Source organism: Pseudomonas sp. GW821-FHT02A08, from assembly GCF_059422045.1.
On record NZ_JBWKWD010000014.1, the window covers coordinates 51,247 to 68,419 of the forward strand.

Sequence of the window (17,173 nt, forward strand, 5' to 3'; positions counted from 1 at the left end):
CCCATGATTATCCCCGTCATTCTTTCCGGTGGCGCCGGCACCCGTTTGTGGCCCGTGTCGCGCGAGGATCATCCGAAACCCTTTATGCGTTTACCGGGTGGCCAGACGCTGCTCGAGAAAACCTACCTGCGCGCCGCCAGTTTGATTGCCGAGGGTGGTGAGATAGTTACGGTGACCAACCGTGAACACTATTTCGAGAGCCGTGATCATTTCGCCAGTACCAAGCTTGGCCATCACCAGGCGCGTTTTCTGCTGGAGCCTCAAGGTCGCAATACCGCATCGGCACTTGCCGTGGCTGCTTTGGTACTGGCTGAAGAGCAGGGTGACGATGCGGTGATGGTGGTAATGGCCGCCGATCACCTGATCCATGATTTACCCGGGTTCAAGGTTGCTACCGAGCAAGCCGTAGCGTTGGCTCGACAAGGCTATCTGGTCACCTACGGAATTCGTCCTAGCGCACCAGAAACCGGCTTTGGTTACATCGAGGCTGGAGAAGGCCTCGATGAAAGTGGTGGTTGTCGAGTACTGCGTTTCGTCGAGAAGCCTGATCAGGTCACTGCGCAAGAGTATCTTGATAGTGGTTGTTTTCTCTGGAACTCGGGGATGTTCTGCTTCACTACCGGGGGCCTGATCAGCCAATTGCAAGAGCATGCGCCTGAGTTGCTCGAGCTGGCCCGTGCTTGTGTCGCGCAAAGCCCGCGTTCGACCGGAGCCAATTCGCAAATGCACGAGTTGCACGCGCAAAGTTTTGCGGCCATGCCTGATATTTCCATCGACTATGCGTTGATGGAGCGTTCAGCCAAGGTGGCGGTGGTTCCAGGGATATTCGACTGGAACGACATTGGCTCCTGGACGGCACTTCGCGATCTGGTGGAGTCTGACGCAGAGCAAAACCGTGCTCAATGCGATGCAATCTTTATCGATAGTCGCAACACTTTTGTGCAGAGCCAGGGGCGCCTGGTTGCAACTGTCGGTGTAGACAATCTGATCGTGGTGGAGACTGCTGACGCCGTGCTCGTTGCACATGCTGATCGGGTGCAAGAGGTAAGACAGGTTGCCAAGCGTCTGAAGTTGCAGAACCATCAGGCTTATCGCCTGCATCGTACAGTGTCTCGTCCCTGGGGTACTTATACCGTGCTCGAGGAGGGGCCGCGCTTCAAGATCAAGCGCATTGTGGTTAAGCCTGGCGCAGCACTGTCACTGCAAATGCATCACCACCGCAGTGAGCACTGGATCGTAGTGCAGGGCATGGCCAAGGTAGTCAATGGCGACGAAACTCGATTGATCAATACCAATGAGTCGACTTTTATTCCTGCGGGGCACCAACATCGCCTGGAAAACCCTGGCGTTATTGATCTGATGATGATCGAAGTGCAAAGCGGTGAATACCTGGGTGAAGACGATATTGTGCGTTTCGAAGACCAATACGGACGGGTTCAGTAATGGTGGATGGATTCTTGACTGCTCCTATGGCAATGAATCCGTCAACACCAACCCGGATGATTTCTCGGTTCTCGTGGGAAGTGCAAAACCGGGTAAAAAATTCTGGAAGTACTCGCAATAGTAAGTTTTATTGAAATTATTTTAATCAATTTAAGAGGTGATTTGTGCGCGCTAAAGTTTTTGTACTCTCAGTCCTGACGTTGGCTTTGGTTGCATGCGGCGGGGATAATGTCCCGAAAAAGACAGAGGTCGCCAGGGCCGAAATAAAAGCGGGTCAGAACTTTGGTATCATCAAAGTGACTCGTGATTCTTCTGTCGAACTGAGCTGTTCTGGCTCTGTTGTCAATGTCGAGTGGGATGCCAATAAGCTAGGTGTCGAGCAAAAAAACGCATTCATACAAATTTGGATTGAACCAATAACCGGAGAGCCGAAACTCTTCGTTGAAGGTGGCGTGACAGGTGAAGCCAAAACTGGCAATTGGGCGACTCCTGGGTTTAAGTTGATTGCTAAATTGAAGAAAGATAATTCAATTGTGGATGAGTTTGTTGTTGCAGGTAAGAAGTGCTAGTTTTGCGGTTTGATCACTTGGTAAGTTTTATGTTTTAGTTTAGGGGCTGCGCCTTTATGAAAGTAATCGGCGCAGCTACTGGGCTTTATATTTTGCATGAGCACTTTTTTGGTGATTAGCGCAAAAGATAGATAAGAAAAATGCGGTTTTGGCTATTGCGATGCCACGAAGAGGTCGCCATGGAAATGCCATAAGATGCTGTAAGGCGCATTGGATTTCCACTGGTTTAGTGACTTCGAGATGTTGACGGATTTTACATGGTGATATCGCAATTGCTGTTTGTAAGTTTAAAATTTCCCTGTTTTCAGGGGGTCGGGAGTAGTAGATGAGTGTTCAACCAATATTTGTTATCGGTAGTTATCGCTCCGCAACAAGTTTGATGGGGTGGGTGTTGGGGCAGCACACTAATATCTTTCCTTTGGAAGAGACTCATTATATTTATAAAATGAGTACTGATGCGGCAGCACAGTATGATCTCGGGACAAAAGGCCTGACTCGTTCGTTTCTTTTGTCGGCTAACATCTCGCGCAGGTCTTATTGTATTGCGGCCGGGGTTTCCTGCAATGATTTGATCCTCAAGTCCCGTAGCAATATTGTTGAAAATGCTGCACAACCGCAACATGCGGCGGACGCTTCCGAGTTTGTCAAGTTTTCCACCAGCCCCGACAAGAAGCGTTGGTTGGATGCGACACCAGAAAATGCGCATTTTGTGTACTCGTTGTTGCGTATGTTTCCCAATGCAAAATTCATACATGTATTGCGCAATCCGAAGTTGGTGGCGAGCTCTCTGATGAACTTCAGTGGTGTAGGCGCCAATGACTATGAAGAGGAAAATGCCTACAATACCTGGACGCGCCTGGTGACTGCATGCCAACTTGCAGAGAAGGCTTTCGGCGCCGACGTCGTAAAGCGAATTTATTATGATGATATTGTTGCGAATCCGGAACAGGTCGTCAGGGAGTGTCTCGAATTTGTTGGTGAAGACTATCAGGTCGATTGCCTGGGCCCATTTTCGGTCAAGGTGAACTCGTCCAGACATAAGCAGCCAATGGATATTTCCATCGAAGGCAACATTAACGATTCCAAGCCTTATGTTAGAAAGGCTTTTTCACTCTATCAGCAGTTACTGCAAGATAAAGATATTGCGCCCAATGGGGATCTGGGAGCGCTGCGTCTGTGCAAGTCTCAAGACGCTGAGTATATTTTTTCACGGAGTCAGCAGGGTATCGAAGTTTGCACGGGTAATGTAGCCCGCCTATATGCTGAAAACCAGCGGCTGAAAGCTGAAAGTGTACAACTTAAATCTGATTTGATGCGGGCGAGCCTGGAGGTTGTTGATTGGGGGCCAAAAGAGATCTATGCAGGGCAACCTTTCAATACTCAAGAGAATGGGGCTTCAGCTCTTTGGCTTAAGGTTCGTGGCATTTTAGATGATGTCCTGGTCGAGCTAGGTGGAAATGTATTGCCTGCGGTATTGTCCAAGGACTTCAGTGTAATCACTCTCGAAGTGCTCCCCAGCCTGACCAGTACGCCTTGCAGTATGCCGTTGGTATTGAAAAGTAAAGCAAGTGGCGACATTATCGGCGGTATTGAGTTATCAGTTTTGCCGGTTGCCGAAGATGAGGATCGTGCGTTCGAAAGCCTGGAAGTGGCGACGTGACAAGAGGGGGTTTCATGGGACTCCTCCCATAGAAATTACTGCGCGCTTTTCCTCGACAGTTGCGTCAAGTTTCCAAAGGAGTTTTTAAACCAGATGGAGTAGGTGCCATGGAAGGATACTACTGATCGAGTCAGGGGGGCTGCCTGCCGTCCCTGACTCGATTATCACTATTGAACAATGGGCTGCACGTTCATTTTTTTATAGTTTCTACGACTTTTGCAATCGTTTCTCTAACTGTCATTCCGTCTGAGCCCACTTCAATCTCTGCCGCAAGCGGCGCCTCGTACGGACTCCCCACCCCCGACAAGTTCGGCAGCTGTCCGGCCCGGGCCTTCTTGTACAACCCCTTCACATCCCGCTGTTCGCAGACCTCCAACGGTGTGCTGACGTAGACTTCGACAAAGTTCTCCTCCCCGATCAGTTCCCGTGCCATCTGCCGCTCTCTCCTGAACGGTGAAATGAATGCGGTCATGACCACCAGCCCGGCATCCATCATCAGCTTGGCCACTTCGGCGATTCGGCGGATGTTTTCGACACGGTCCGCGTCGGTAAATCCCAGATCCTTGTTGAGACCCTGGCGGACGTTGTCGCCGTCAAGCAGGTAGGTGCGATAACCATTGGCGTGCAGTTCGACTTCGAGGGCATTGGCCAGTGTCGATTTGCCCGAACCGGACAGGCCGGTGAACCAGATGACCTTGCCCTTGTGGCCGTTGAGTTTCTCGCGGTTTTCGCGGCTGATCGAGAGGGCCTGTTTATGCACGTTCTGCGCGCGTCGCAGGCTGTGGGTGATCATGCCGGCGGCAACCGTGACGTTGCTGATGCGATCGACCAGGATGAAGCTGCCAAGGGTCTTCGAGTGTTGATAGCTGTCGTAGACCATTGGTTTGCTGATGGCGAGCGTACACACGCTGATATCGTTCAGCAGTAGTTGGGTGCTGGCGTCGTGGGCCAGGGTGTTGATATCCACCCGGTATTTGATGGTGGTGATGGAGGCGCTGGCCCATTGCGAGGCAAGCTTGATGTCGTAGTTGCGGCCGTGCAGCCCGGCTTCTTCGTCCATCCACACCAGCGTTGCTTCAAACTGGTCGGTGGTTTCCAGCGGGTTCTTGCTCAGTGAAATGATGTCGCCGCGAGATGCATCGATTTCCCGGTCGAGCTTCAAGGTGACGGCATCGCCACGCTCGGCCTGTTGCATCGAGCCGTCCATGCTGACAATTTCCGCCACCGTTGCGGTTTGACCGGAGAGGGTCACGCGGATCTCGTCGCCGACTTTGACCGTGCCTTCGCCAACATAGCCGCTGAACCCGCGGAACGAGGCGTTCGGCCGATTCACCCACTGCACGGGAAACACCAGGCGTTCGGCCTCTGGTGCGGTGATTTGCGCGGTTTCCAGGTAACCCATCAACGTTGGGCCGCTGTACCACGGCGTGTGAGCCGAGCGCTGGGTGATGTTGTCGCCCTTGAGCGCACTGACAGGAATGGCCGTGACCTTCTCAAAGCCCAGTGTCTGGGTGAATGCCTGGAAGGTCTCGACGATACGCTGGAAGGTGTCCTGATCAAAGTTGACCAGATCCATCTTGTTCACGGCCAGCGCCACGTGACGGATACCCATCAATGAAGTCAGGTAGGCGTGACGCCGGGTCTGGGTCATTACGCCTTGCCGCGCATCCACCAGGATGATTGCCACGTCGGCAGTGGACGCACCGGTCACCATGTTACGCGTGTATTGCTCGTGGCCCGGCGTATCGGCGACGATGAATTTGCGTTTGGCAGTGGCGAAATACCGGTAGGCCACATCGATCGTGATGCCCTGTTCACGCTCCGCCGACAAGCCGTCGACCAGCAACGCAAAGTCGATGTCAGCACCTTGGGTGCCATATTTTTTCGATTCGTTCTTCAGGGTTGCCAGTTGATCGTCGGTCAGTTGCCGGGAGTCCCACAGCAGGCGGCCGATCAGGGTGCTTTTGCCGTCGTCGACGCTGCCGCAGGTGATAAAACGCAGCAGGTCCTGGCCTTGTTGCTGTTCGAGGTAAGCCTCAATGGTCGAGGGTGATTGCGGGGCGATTGCCAGAGCTTTCGGGGCCATCAGAAGTATCCTTCTTTCTTTTTCTTTTCCATGCTGGCGGAGTTGTCACTGTCGATGGCTCGGCCTTGCCGTTCGGAATGACTGGAGTCCAGCAGTTCAAGCAAAATGTCGGCCACGGTGGTGGCATTCGAATCCATTGCGCCGGTCAGCGGGTAGCAACCCAGGGTGCGGAAGCGAATGTTCCTGGCTTCGATTTTCTCGCCGGGCAACAGGGGCATGCGGGCGTCATCGACCATGAGGGTCATGCCGTTGCGCACCACGACGGGACGTTCCTTGGCGAAGTACAGGGGTACCAGCGGAATGTTTTCCTGGTAGATGTATTGCCAGATATCGAGTTCGGTCCAGTTGGATAACGGGAACACACGAATGCTCTCGCCCGGTTTTTTGCGCGTGTTGTAGAGGTTCCACAATTCGGGACGCTGCTGTTTCGGGTCCCATTGGTGGCTCTGGGTGCGGAACGAAAAGATGCGTTCCTTGGCCCGGGATTTTTCTTCATCGCGACGTGCGCCGCCGAACACCACGTCGAACTTGTATTTGTCCAGCGCCTGCTTGAGGCCTTCGGTCTTGGTGATGTCGGTGTGCAGTGCCGAACCATGATCAAAGGGGTTGATGTCCTTGCTGATGGCTTCCGGATTGATGTGCACCAGCAGGTCCATACCGCTTTCTTGCGCCATCAGGTCGCGGAAGAGGTACATCTCCTGAAATTTCCAGCGCGTATCGACGTGCAGCAAAGGCAGTGGCGGTGCAGAAGGGTAAAAGGCTTTGCGCGCCAGATGCAGCATCACCGCGCTGTCCTTGCCCATCGAGTACAGCATCGCGGGGTTTTCCGCTTCGGCCACCGCTTCGCGGATGATTTGCAGGCTTTCTGCCTCAAGATGCCTGAGGTGGGGCGTGCGCACTTTCAACGCATCGACCGGACCGACCTGGCTGCTTGTGTTCAGTATGGCCGGGTACCCCAACAGCCCAAACTCAACCTGTTCTGGCGCAGTGGCCTGCCTGCAAACGTTGACCAGGCGACCACTGGGGAAGATGACGATGCTCTTGTCGATGTGGGCCTGCAGGCGACGCAGTGCAGCGCCAAGGGATTGAGCGTCAAGCGGTTCGATCCCGAGTGGCAACCAGTAGCGCGCACCTCGGGCGTCGTTGGCGTGCAAGACGTCCGTGCCGTCAGCCGTGCGATGCAACTGGGCATATAGCACCAGCTTGCGTTTGATCCGGGCCTTTTCAATCTCCCAGTCCAGAACCGAGGGTGTCGGACTGCGCCCGGATTCGTCGCTCAGGTTTTGCGCATTGAGCGTATCGGGCAGAAGTGCAAGCTCATGCAAGCGTCGTTCGGCGGTGCGCTTGGTGTCAGCTTGTTTGAGTTGATTGAGATGGACGAAGGCCTGCTGCGTATCCCATACAACCGGGGCATCGAGGCCAAGAAGATCGGGGTTTGCCACTGGATATCTTCCTTGTCGCAAAATGTTTATTTTGCTTTTTCGGATTCTGATTATTATGTTTTATCGAGGTTTTTCGATTTGATTCGCCATTAAATCACAAGTTGCGACATCGGTTCATTGAAAGTTTATGTGCCTGCACCACAATGCCGTGTCGGGCAGTAATCCATTGCCATTCTTGTGCAGCGCTGGTTATAGTCAGCCCTCGGCAGGTTCATGACCTGCTTTTCCACTCCTGAAAAAGATCAGCCCAATGCCTGCATCCCTCATCAACGCGGTAGTCGATTCAGCGGTCAACGCTGGCGTCGTGCCGTGCGGGAATCAGCAGCCGGGGCAGGTCAGTCATTACCCCCCTCCTGTCAGTCGCACGCCAGTGTGCGCGGTGGTCTCACCGCCAGGCGTTGGCATTTCGGGCTGATCGGCTGCTTTCTGCCGTTCCCCCCGCCAACCTGAAAAAAAACGACTGAATTTCAGCTTCGGCTGAGTTGGCTTTTTGCCTGACTACAGGTGGTATTCATGTTTGTCCTTTCGAAAAAGTCCGCGCTCGCGGCGGCGTCCACGAGCCTGTTCGTTCTGCTGTGGAGCAGCGGGGCGATTTTCTCCAAATGGGGGCTGGCCCACGCGTCACCCTTCGCCTTTCTGATGTTTCGGTTCGTCATCGCCCTTTGCGGCCTGATGTTGCTGGTGCCGTTGCTCAAGCTGAAGTTGCCCAAGGGCGGCAAACCGATGCTGTATGCGATGGCCACCGGCATGGTGTTGTTGGGGGCATATCAGATTTTCTATCTGCTGGCCCTGGACCTTAAAGTCACGCCCGGAGTGATGGCGACCATCATGGGCGTGCAGCCGATCCTCACCGTGGTGCTGATGGAGCGCCAGCGTTCCTGGAGCCGGATGTTCGGTCTGGCCATGGGGCTGACCGGATTGGTCATGGTGGTCTATCAGGGTATCGGGCTGGCCGGGATGTCGCTGGCCGGGATGCTTTTCGGCCTGCTGGCACTGGCGAGCATGACCTTCGGTTCGATCATGCAGAAACGCATCACCGATAATCCCCTCGGCACATTACCGGTGCAGTATCTGGCCGGACTGCTGTTGTGCGGGATTTTCGTACCCTTCCAGCCGTTTCACTTCGAGCACGGCAGCGGTTTCATCCTGCCGGTGCTGTGGATGGGGCTGGTGGTGTCGGTGCTGGCGACGCTGTTGCTGTACCGCTTGATCGCCCGGGGCAATCTGGTGAACGTCACGAGCCTGTTTTACCTGGTGCCGGCGGTAACGGCGGTGATGGACTATCTGATCTTCGGCAATCGCCTGGCGATGTTGAGCCTGTTCGGCATGCTGTTGATCATCGTCGGTCTGGTATTCGTCTTCCGTAAGACCGCGTAATTGCGAGGAAACCCGAGAAGGCCTGGAGCAATGCTCCGGGCCTTTGTGATTTTTGGCGCCTGATCAGCCGCCTTCGCGGGCAAGCCCGCTCCCACAAGGACCGCGCAAACCCTGTGGGAGTGGGCTTGCCCGCGAAGGCGTCATCCGCAACGCAACAGTTCTACCGGTCAGCCAGCAAGCCCGGTTTCACGGCAGCCGGCTTCAACACCAACCACAGCGCCACTGCAATCAGCAGCCCGCCATATATATGCGCCATCGACAGCGGCTCATCGAGAAACAGTGCCCCCCACAGCACGCCGAACAGCGGGATCAAAAAGGTCGTAGTCATCGATTTCACCGGACCAATCGAGCTCAGGAGCCGGAAGTAAATAATGTACGCAAACGCCGTGCATCCCAGACCCAGCCCCAGCAACGAGAGCCAGACACTCCAGCCGCCCCAGGTCGCGGGTGGTTGGCTGATCACGCTGTAGCCGAACAGCGGCAGCAGGAACAACGTCGCGCCGAGCATGCTGCCCAGCGCCGACAGGCGACTGTCGAGTCCACCGGCCTGATCGAGCCAGCGGCGGGCCAGAAACCCCGCAAATCCGTAGCAAGTGGTCGCGAGCAGGCAGGCGACGGCACCCATCAGCAGTTGCATGTCGAACGCCACCGGGCCGGCACGGGTCAACACGCCCACGCCGAACAGGCCCAGGAAGACGCCGCCGACTTTGGCGCCCGTGAGTCTTTCATGGAAAAACAGGCCGCCGATCAGCACGCCCATCAAGGGTGTCGTGGCATTGAATATCGACGAGTAGCCAGCCGGTAGCACCTGCGCGGCCACCGAATAGAGCGTCGCCGGAATCCCGGAGTTGATCACTCCGAGCAGCATCACGGTCTTGAGTTTGCCTTTGAAGTCCCAACTGATGCGCATCAAACCGAGAATCACCAGCAGTCCGGCAGCGGCTATCGATACACGGAAAAAAGCGGTAGGGATGCTGCCAATCGCCGGGGCGATGATGCGCATGAACAGAAAACTGGCCCCCCAAATGGCCGCCAGGGAGAGTAAACGGAATATGTCGACGGGGTTCACAGTGCGGTCCTTCCTTGGGGGAGGGGCGAAAGTGTTGCTGAGTGTGTGATCGATGGCAACCGAAAACCGGGCATTTAATTCACCCGGAAAATTACGCTTCTCCTGCACCCGGTTCACTGGCTAAGCTCAAGCCTCCCGAATTCCCGTAGAGGTCTCTCCATGCCGCAGCAATGGCCAGCCGCCGACATCGCCCGCTTGATCCTCGATGGCTTTGACGATTACCGCGAGCATTTTCGCCAGATCACCGACGGCGCCCGGGCCCGCTTCGAACAGGCCCGGTGGCAAGAGACGCAGTCGGCCTCGGCGGCGCGGATCAATCTGTACGAAGAGAAAGTCGGTGAAACGGTGGAGCGACTGCGCACCGCGTTTGATGCCGACACTCTGGACGTCAGCTGTTGGCCGCTGGTCAAGAGCGCCTATATCAGCCTGATCGACCTGCGCTTCGACGATGAACTGTCCGAGACTTGGTACAACTCGATCTTCTGCGGGCTGTTCAGCCATGACCTGATCAGCGACGGCTGCATGTTCATCCACACCACCCGGCCGAGCCTGCGCCGTGCCCGGGCCGCGCAAACCCGCACCTACAAGCCGCAAGGCCAATTGTCGGCGATGCTCGCCAGCATCTTCGCCGACTACCGTTTCAGCGAAGATTACGCTGACCTGTCCGGTGACCTGAAGCGCCTCGAAGCGCAACTGCGCGAGAACCTGCCGGATTGGGTGTGCAAGGACCCGGAGCTGAGCGTCGAGCTGTTTTCCTCGGTCTTGTACCGCAATAAGGGCGCGTACCTGGTGGGGCGCATCTACACCGCCGACGAGCAATGGCCGCTGGCAATTCCATTGCTGCACCTCGAAGGTCGCGGCATCCAGATCGATGCGCTGATCACCGACGAGGCGGACGTGTCGATCATATTCTCGTTCACCCGCTCGTATTTCATGGTGGATGTGCCGGTGCCCGCCGAGTTCATCGGTTTCCTGCGGCGTATCCTGCCGGGCAAGCACATCGCCGAGCTGTACACCTCGATCGGCTTCTACAAACACGGCAAGTCGGAGTTCTACCGGGCGCTGATCAATCACCTGGCCAACACCGACGACCAGTTCATCATGGCCCCCGGCGTGCGCGGCATGGTCATGAGCGTGTTCACCCTGCCGGGTTTCAACACCGTGTTCAAAATCATCAAGGACCGTTTCTCGCCATCGAAAAACGTCGACCGCGCCACGGTGATCGAAAAATACCGCCTGGTGAAAAGCGTCGACCGGGTCGGGCGCATGGCCGATACCCAGGAGTTCGCCGATTTCCGTTTCCCCCTGAGCAAGTTCGATCCGGCGTGCCTGGAGGAACTGCTGGAAGTCGCACCGTCGACGGTGTCGGTGGAAGGCGACACGGTGCTGATCCGTCACTGCTGGACCGAGCGCCGCATGACCCCGCTGAACCTCTACCTGGAAAACGCCAACGAGGCGCAGGTGCGCGAGGCCCTGGAAGACTACGGGCTGGCGATCAAGCAACTGGCGGCGGCCAACATCTTTCCTGGCGACATGCTGTTGAAGAACTTCGGGGTGACCCGTCACGGCCGGGTGGTGTTCTACGACTACGACGAGATCTGCTTCCTCACCGAGGCCAACTTCCGTCACATCCCGCTACCGCGTACACCCGAAGATGAAATGGCGTCCGAACCGTGGTATTCGATCGGGCCACTGGACGTGTTCCCGGAAGAGTTTCCGCCGTTTCTGTTTGCCGATTCGGGGCAGCGCAAGTTGTTCGATCAGTTGCATGGTGAGCTGTACAACGCCGATTACTGGAAGAGCCTGCAGGAGGCGATTCGCGCCGGCAAAGTGATCGACGTGTTCCCGTATCGCCGCAAGGGGCTGGATAACGAATAACCGGCTCCGCACAAGCTTGTAGCAGCTGGCGAAGCCTGCGTTCGAGGAAGCAGTCCTCGCAAAACCGGGCATCGCGGTGCGTCAGGAACAGCCGAACGCAGCCTCGCCAAGGCTCGACAGCTGCTACGGGGGATCTCGCTCGTCCTTCAAATCTGCGACAATCGCCACCCTGCGCCACTAGACGACTGAATTGCGTACCCGATGACCGACGAATCGCCCTCCATCGACAAACTGCTGAAAAACCTCGATCACGCCATGCTTGCCGACCGCCACCGGCTGCGGCGGCAGTTGCTTGAGCTGCGCAAGAACCCCGATGAGGCCAAACTGGGCCAGTGGGTGACGCGGATGCAGGCGTCCTGTGACCAGGTGCTGGCCCGCCGCGCCAGCCTGCCGGTGATTCGTTACGACGACAGTTTGCCAATCGCCGCCAAGCGCGACGAAATCAAGAAGGCGCTGGAAAAACATCAGGTGCTGATCATCGCCGGTGAGACCGGCTCGGGTAAAACCACCCAGTTGCCGAAGATCTGCCTGGAAATCGGTCGCGGCCAGCATGGCCTGATCGGCCACACCCAGCCACGCCGGATCGCTGCGCGCAGCGTCGCCAGCCGGGTGGCCGAAGAACTCGGCACGCCGCTGGGCGCACTGGTCGGCTATCAGGTGCGCTTCGAGGATCAGAGCGATTCCAGCACCCTGATCAAACTGATGACCGACGGCATCCTGCTGGCGGAAACCCAGAACGACCGCTATCTGGAACGCTACGACACGATCATCGTCGACGAAGCCCACGAACGCAGCCTCAACATCGACTTCCTGCTCGGCTACCTGAAAACCCTGCTGCCGCGTCGTCCGGACTTGAAAGTCATCATCACCTCGGCGACCATCGATCTGGAGCGCTTCTCCAGGCACTTCGACGATGCACCGATTGTCGAGGTCTCCGGCCGCACCTACCCGGTGGACACCTGGTATCGCCCGCTGACGCTTGAGCAAGACGAAGAGGGCAACCGCGTCGAGGACGACCTGACGGTGGATCAGGCGATCCTCGCCACTCTCGACGAAATCGCCGCGTATGAGCGCAGCGAGCGCCGCAGTCCCGGTGACGTGCTGGTGTTCCTGCCCGGCGAGCGCGAGATTCGCGATGCCGCCGACATGCTGCGCAAGGCTCAGCTCAAGCACACCGAAATCCTGCCGTTGTACGCGCGGCTGTCGCCAGCCGAGCAACAGCGGATTTTCCAGTCGCACCCGGGGCGTCGCGTGGTGCTGGCGACCAACGTCGCGGAAACCTCGCTGACCGTGCCGGGCATTCGCTATGTGATCGACAGCGGTACGGCGCGCATCAGCCGCTACAGTTACCGGGCCAAGGTTCAGCGCCTGCCGATTGAAGCTGTTTCCCAGGCCAGCGCCAACCAGCGTAAGGGCCGGTGCGGACGGGTCGAACCGGGCATTTGTGTGCGCCTGTACAGCGAAGAGGACTTCCTCGGTCGCCCGGAATTTACCGATCCGGAGATCCTGCGCACCAACCTCGCGGCGGTCATCTTGCAGATGCTGCATCTGCGCCTCGGCGAGGTCACCGCGTTCCCGTTCATCGAGCCGCCGGATGGCAAGGCCATCAGCGATGGTTATAACCTGCTGCAGGAACTCTCTGCAGTGGACCGTAATAGCCAGCTGACACCGCTCGGCCGGCAACTGGCGCGGTTGCCGGTGGACCCGCGCATGGGCCGCATGCTGCTCGAAGCGGCGAAGCTCGGCAGCTTGCAGGAAGTGCTGATCGTCGCCAGCGCCATGTCGATCCAGGACCCGCGCGAGCGTCCGCCGGAGCGTCAGCAAGCGGCGGATCAGGCCCACGCCCAGTGGAAAGACGCCGACTCGGATTTCGCCGGGCTGGTCAATCTGTGGCGTGGTTTCGAGGAGCAGCGCCAGGCGCTGACTGCCAGTCCGTTGCGTAACTGGTGCCGCAAGAATTTCCTCAATTATCTGCGCCTGCGCGAGTGGCGCGATTCCCATCGCCAATTGAGCCTGATCTGCCGCGACATGCAGTTGAGCCTCAATAAAGAACCGGCGGACTATCCGAAACTGCACAAAGCGGTGCTGGTGGGGTTGCTCAGCCAGATCGGGCAGAAAACCGAAGACGGCGATTACCTTGGCGCCCGTCAGCGGCGGTTCTGGATTCACCCATCGTCGGGCATCGGCAAGAAGCGCCCGCAGTGGCTGATGACAGCCGAACTGGTGGAAACCACCAAGCTTTATGCGCGAATGGTCGCCAAGATCGACGCCGACTGGATCGAGCCGCTGGCCGGGCACCTGATCAAGAAAAACCATTTCGAACCCCACTGGGAGAAGAAGCGCGGCCAGGTCGTAGCCTTCGAACAGATCACCCTGTTCGGGTTGATCGTGGTCGGGCGGCGGCCGGTGCATTACGGCCCGGTCGACCCGGTGGTGTCCCGCGAGTTGTTCATCCGCGAAGCGCTGGTGCGCGGTGAAATCCAGTCCAGGGCCAAGTGCCTGACAGCCAACAAGCAACTGCTGGAACAACTCGACGAACTGGAAGCCAAGGCCCGTCGTCGTGACATCCTCGCCGACGAAGAAACCCTGTACGCCTTTTACGACGCGCGACTGCCGGCGGAGATCCACCAGACCGCGACCTTCGACAGTTGGTATCGGATCAACAGCCAGAAAGATCCGCAGCTGCTGATCATGCGCGAAGAAGACGTGCTGGCCCGCGAAGCCAGTGAAGTCACCGCCCAGCATTACCCGGATACGCTGCACATCGGCGATCTGGAGTTGGCCCTGAGCTACCACTTCGAACCGAATCACCCGCGGGACGGGGTGACCCTGCGCGTGCCGGCGCCGCTGTTGCCGATGCTGCCACCGGAACGCCTGGAATGGCTGGTGCCGGGCGTCATCGAAGCCAAGTGCATTGCCCTTGTACGCAACCTGCCGAAGGCCTTGCGCAAGAATTTCGTACCGGTGCCGGACTTCGTCAAGGCGGCCTTGCAGCGCATGACCTTTGCCGAGGGCTCGCTGCCCCAGGCCTTGGGTCGCGAGCTGCTGCGCATGACCGGTGCCCGGGTCAGCGATGAAGCCTGGGCTGAAGCGGCGCAGCAAGTCGAAAGTCATCTGCGGATGAATCTGGAAATCGTCGACGCCCAAGGCAAGTTCCTCGGTGAAGGTCGCGATCTCGCCGAGCTCACCGCGCGTTTCGCCGAAGCCAGCCAGGCTGCGTTGGCCGTGCCGCAAACCGCGAAGAGCCAGCAGCCGGTGGAGCCGAAAGTGTTCGCCGCCGTGGCCGAGAAAACCCAGCAGAAGATCGCCGGGCTGTCGATGACGGTCTACCCGGCGCTGGTGGAAGAGGGCGGCACAGTCAAGGAGGGGCGTTTCTCGACCCCGGCCGAGGCCGAGTTCCAGCATCGCCGTGCCCTGCAACGCCTGCTGATGCAGCAACTGGCCGAACCTGCCAAGTTCCTGCGTGGCAAGTTGCCGGGCCTGACCGAACTGGGCCTGCTGTATCGCGACATGGGACGCGTCGATGCGCTGGTGGAAGACATTCTGCTGGCCAGCCTCGACAGCTGTATTCTAGACGGCGAAGACCCGTTGCCCCGTGACGGCGCCGGTCTGGCGTCCCTGGCCGAGCGCAAGCGAGGTGCCTGGACCGAGCACGCCGAGCGTGTGGCGAAGCTGACCCTGGAAATCCTCAAACTCTGGCACGGCTTGCAAAAGCGCTTCAAGGGCAAGATCGACCTGGCGCAGGCCGTGGCCCTGAACGACATCAAGCAGCAGCTCAGCCAGCTGGTGTATCCGGGGTTTGTCCGGGAAACGCCGATGCAGTGGCTCAAGGAGTTGCCGCGTTACCTCAAGGCGATTGAACAGCGCTTTGAAAAAATCGGTGCCCAGGTGCAGCGCGACCGGGTCTGGAGTGGGGAGTTGAGCGGGCTGTGGACGCAATACCAAGCCCGCGCCAACAAACACGCCCAGGAAGGCAAGCGCGATCCGCAACTGGAGTTGTATCGCTGGTGGCTGGAGGAATACCGGGTTTCGCTGTTTGCGCAACAGTTGGGAACCAGGGTGCCTATCTCCGACAAGCGCCTGAACAAGCAGTGGAGCCAGGTCGAACCGTAGACCCGAGGCTGGTGCAATACCCTGTGGGAGCGGGCTTGCTCGCGAAGGCGTCTTCAGTTTCAACATCAGCGTTGACTGACCCATCGCATTCGCGGGCAAGCCCGCTCCCACAGGTTGCTGTGGTGCCTGTAGCAAATGGTTCATCCAGCAAAAAGGCGCCAAAACCCAAGGTTTATGGCAAACTTCGCGACCATAAACGCCGGTTTCGCGACCTAGAGCCTTCGGCCAGGTCGCGTCACGGAATAAAGCGATGCCAGGTTTGCGTCCCCCGGATGAGAATAGACCCTTTGTGTGTTGGTACGACGGTGCCAATACTTTCTGCCTGAACAGATTAGAGACACGACCATGCATAACGTCGTCATCAGCGGCACCGGCCTGTACACCCCGGCCAACAGCATTTCCAACGAAGAGCTGGTGCAGTCTTTCAATACTTATGTGGCGCAATTCAACGCCGATAACGCCGACGCCATTGCGCGCGGTGAAGTCGAAGCGTTGACCGAATCCAGCGCCGCATTCATCGAAAAAGCTTCCGGCATCAAGAGCCGCTTTGTCATGGACAAGGAAGGCATCCTCGACCCGCAACGCATGGCTCCACGCCTGCCGGAACGTTCCAACGACGAGTGGTCGGTACTTTGCCAGATGGCCATCGGCGCCGCCGAACAAGCCTTGCAGCGCGCCGGCAAGACCGCAGCGGACATCGACGGCGTGATCGTCGCCTGTTCCAACCTGCAGCGCGCCTACCCGGCCATTGCCATCGAAGTCCAGGAGGCGCTGGGTATCCAGGGTTTCGGTTTCGACATGAACGTGGCGTGCTCGTCCGCAACCTTCGGTATCCAGACCGCCGCCAACAGCGTGCAACTGGGCCAGGCCCGCGCGGTCCTGATGGTCAACCCGGAAGTCTGCACCGGCCACCTGAACTTCCGTGACCGCGACAGCCACTTCATCTTCGGTGATGCTGCCACTGCAGTGATCATCGAACGTGCCGACCTGGCGACGTCCAAGTACCAGTTCGACATCGTCAGCACCAAACTGCTGACCAAGTTCTCCAACAACATCCGCAACAACTTCGGCTTCCTCAACCGCGCGGCGGAAGAGGGCATCGGCGCCAAGGACAAACTGTTCGTGCAGGAAGGCCGCAAGGTGTTCAAGGAAGTCTGCCCGCTGGTTGCCGAGCTGATCGGTGAGCATCTGCAGGAGAACCAGCTCAACGTCAGCGACGTGAAGCGCTTCTGGCTGCACCAGGCCAACCTCAGCATGAACCACCTGATCGTCAAGAAGCTGCTGGGTCGCGACGCCACCGAACAGGAAGCGCCGGTGATTCTCGACACCTATGCCAACACCAGTTCCGCCGGTTCCGTGATTGCGTTCCACAAGAACCAGGACGATCTGGCCGCCGGTTCGCTGGCGGTGCTCAGTTCGTTCGGTGCCGGTTACTCGATTGGTAGCGTGTTGCTGCGCAAGCGCTGAGTCTGCGGCTTAAAGAGATCGCAGCCTGCGGCAGCCCCTACGGGACTGGATTTCAACGTGATATTGCGG

General features: G+C 57.9%; 10 protein-coding genes. 7 read left to right on the forward strand and 3 right to left on the reverse strand.

Annotated elements, in window-relative coordinates; translation table 11 throughout:
• Positions 1-3: 3 nt before the first annotated feature.
• The 3 genes from AC07W4_RS12555 (at position 4) to AC07W4_RS12565 (ending at position 3,672) form a co-directional block, all read left to right on the forward strand.
• On the forward strand, positions 4-1,443 hold the full coding sequence (locus AC07W4_RS12555; RefSeq protein WP_495032624.1) for a mannose-1-phosphate guanylyltransferase/mannose-6-phosphate isomerase: 1,440 nt from the start codon (positions 4-6) through the stop codon (positions 1,441-1,443).
• 164 nt (positions 1,444-1,607) lie between these two features.
• On the forward strand, positions 1,608-2,012 hold the full coding sequence (locus tag AC07W4_RS12560; protein ID WP_495032625.1) for a hypothetical protein: 405 nt from the start codon (positions 1,608-1,610) through the stop codon (positions 2,010-2,012).
• A gap of 325 nt (positions 2,013-2,337) precedes the next feature.
• Positions 2,338-3,672: a sulfotransferase family protein gene (locus AC07W4_RS12565; protein ID WP_495032626.1), complete on the forward strand. Its 1,335-nt coding sequence runs from the start codon at positions 2,338-2,340 to the stop codon at positions 3,670-3,672.
• A gap of 190 nt (positions 3,673-3,862) precedes the next feature.
• Here the strand turns inward: AC07W4_RS12565 and cysN are convergent, their stop codons facing one another.
• Together cysN and cysD are read right to left on the reverse strand one after the other, a co-directional pair.
• Positions 3,863-5,758 (reverse strand): sulfate adenylyltransferase subunit CysN, encoded by a 1,896-nt coding sequence (gene cysN, locus AC07W4_RS12570; RefSeq protein WP_495032627.1) that lies wholly within the window; start codon positions 5,756-5,758, stop codon positions 3,863-3,865.
• Complete coding sequence (gene cysD / locus AC07W4_RS12575; protein ID WP_495032658.1) at positions 5,758-6,699, reverse strand: sulfate adenylyltransferase subunit CysD; 942 nt, start codon at positions 6,697-6,699, stop codon at positions 5,758-5,760. Before cysD ends, cysN begins: the two co-directional genes overlap by 1 nt.
• Positions 6,700-7,713: 1,014 nt before the next feature.
• On the opposite strand from cysD, the gene AC07W4_RS12580 reads away from it, so the two are divergent.
• Positions 7,714-8,577 (forward strand): DMT family transporter, encoded by an 864-nt coding sequence (locus AC07W4_RS12580; protein ID WP_495032628.1) that lies wholly within the window; start codon positions 7,714-7,716, stop codon positions 8,575-8,577.
• Between the two features lie 160 nt (positions 8,578-8,737).
• On the opposite strand, the gene AC07W4_RS12585 is transcribed toward AC07W4_RS12580, so the two are convergent.
• Complete coding sequence (locus tag AC07W4_RS12585) at positions 8,738-9,646, reverse strand: DMT family transporter (RefSeq protein ID WP_495032629.1); 909 nt, start codon at positions 9,644-9,646, stop codon at positions 8,738-8,740.
• A gap of 159 nt (positions 9,647-9,805) precedes the next feature.
• Here AC07W4_RS12585 and aceK point away from each other — a divergent pair, with 159 nt between their 5' ends.
• The 3 genes from aceK to AC07W4_RS12600 all read left to right on the forward strand — a co-directional run bounded on the left by aceK (position 9,806) and on the right by AC07W4_RS12600 (position 17,104).
• On the forward strand, positions 9,806-11,524 hold the full coding sequence (aceK, locus tag AC07W4_RS12590) for a bifunctional isocitrate dehydrogenase kinase/phosphatase (RefSeq protein WP_495032630.1): 1,719 nt from the start codon (positions 9,806-9,808) through the stop codon (positions 11,522-11,524).
• 201 nt (positions 11,525-11,725) lie between these two features.
• On the forward strand, positions 11,726-15,637 hold the full coding sequence (gene hrpA, locus AC07W4_RS12595) for an ATP-dependent RNA helicase HrpA (RefSeq protein WP_495032631.1): 3,912 nt from the start codon (positions 11,726-11,728) through the stop codon (positions 15,635-15,637).
• A 345-nt stretch (positions 15,638-15,982) separates the two neighbouring features.
• Positions 15,983-17,104, forward strand: coding sequence for a beta-ketoacyl-ACP synthase III (locus tag AC07W4_RS12600; RefSeq protein WP_495032632.1), 1,122 nt, complete (start codon positions 15,983-15,985; stop codon positions 17,102-17,104).
• Positions 17,105-17,173: the final 69 nt, after the last annotated feature.

Bases quoted from the DNA above. Each gene is read 5' to 3' on its own strand.
- AC07W4_RS12555 (WP_495032624.1), top strand. From the start codon at position 4: ATGATTATCCCCGTCATTCTTTCCGGTGGCGCCGGCACCCGTTTGTGG.
- AC07W4_RS12580 (WP_495032628.1), top strand. From the start codon at position 7,714: ATGTTTGTCCTTTCGAAAAAGTCCGCGCTCGCGGCGGCGTCCACGAGC.
- AC07W4_RS12565 (WP_495032626.1), top strand. From the start codon at position 2,338: ATGAGTGTTCAACCAATATTTGTTATCGGTAGTTATCGCTCCGCAACA.
- cysN (WP_495032627.1), bottom strand. From the start codon at position 5,758: ATGGCCCCGAAAGCTCTGGCAATCGCCCCGCAATCACCCTCGACCATT.
- aceK (WP_495032630.1), top strand. From the start codon at position 9,806: ATGCCGCAGCAATGGCCAGCCGCCGACATCGCCCGCTTGATCCTCGAT.
- hrpA (WP_495032631.1), top strand. From the start codon at position 11,726: ATGACCGACGAATCGCCCTCCATCGACAAACTGCTGAAAAACCTCGAT.
- AC07W4_RS12600 (WP_495032632.1), top strand. From the start codon at position 15,983: ATGCATAACGTCGTCATCAGCGGCACCGGCCTGTACACCCCGGCCAAC.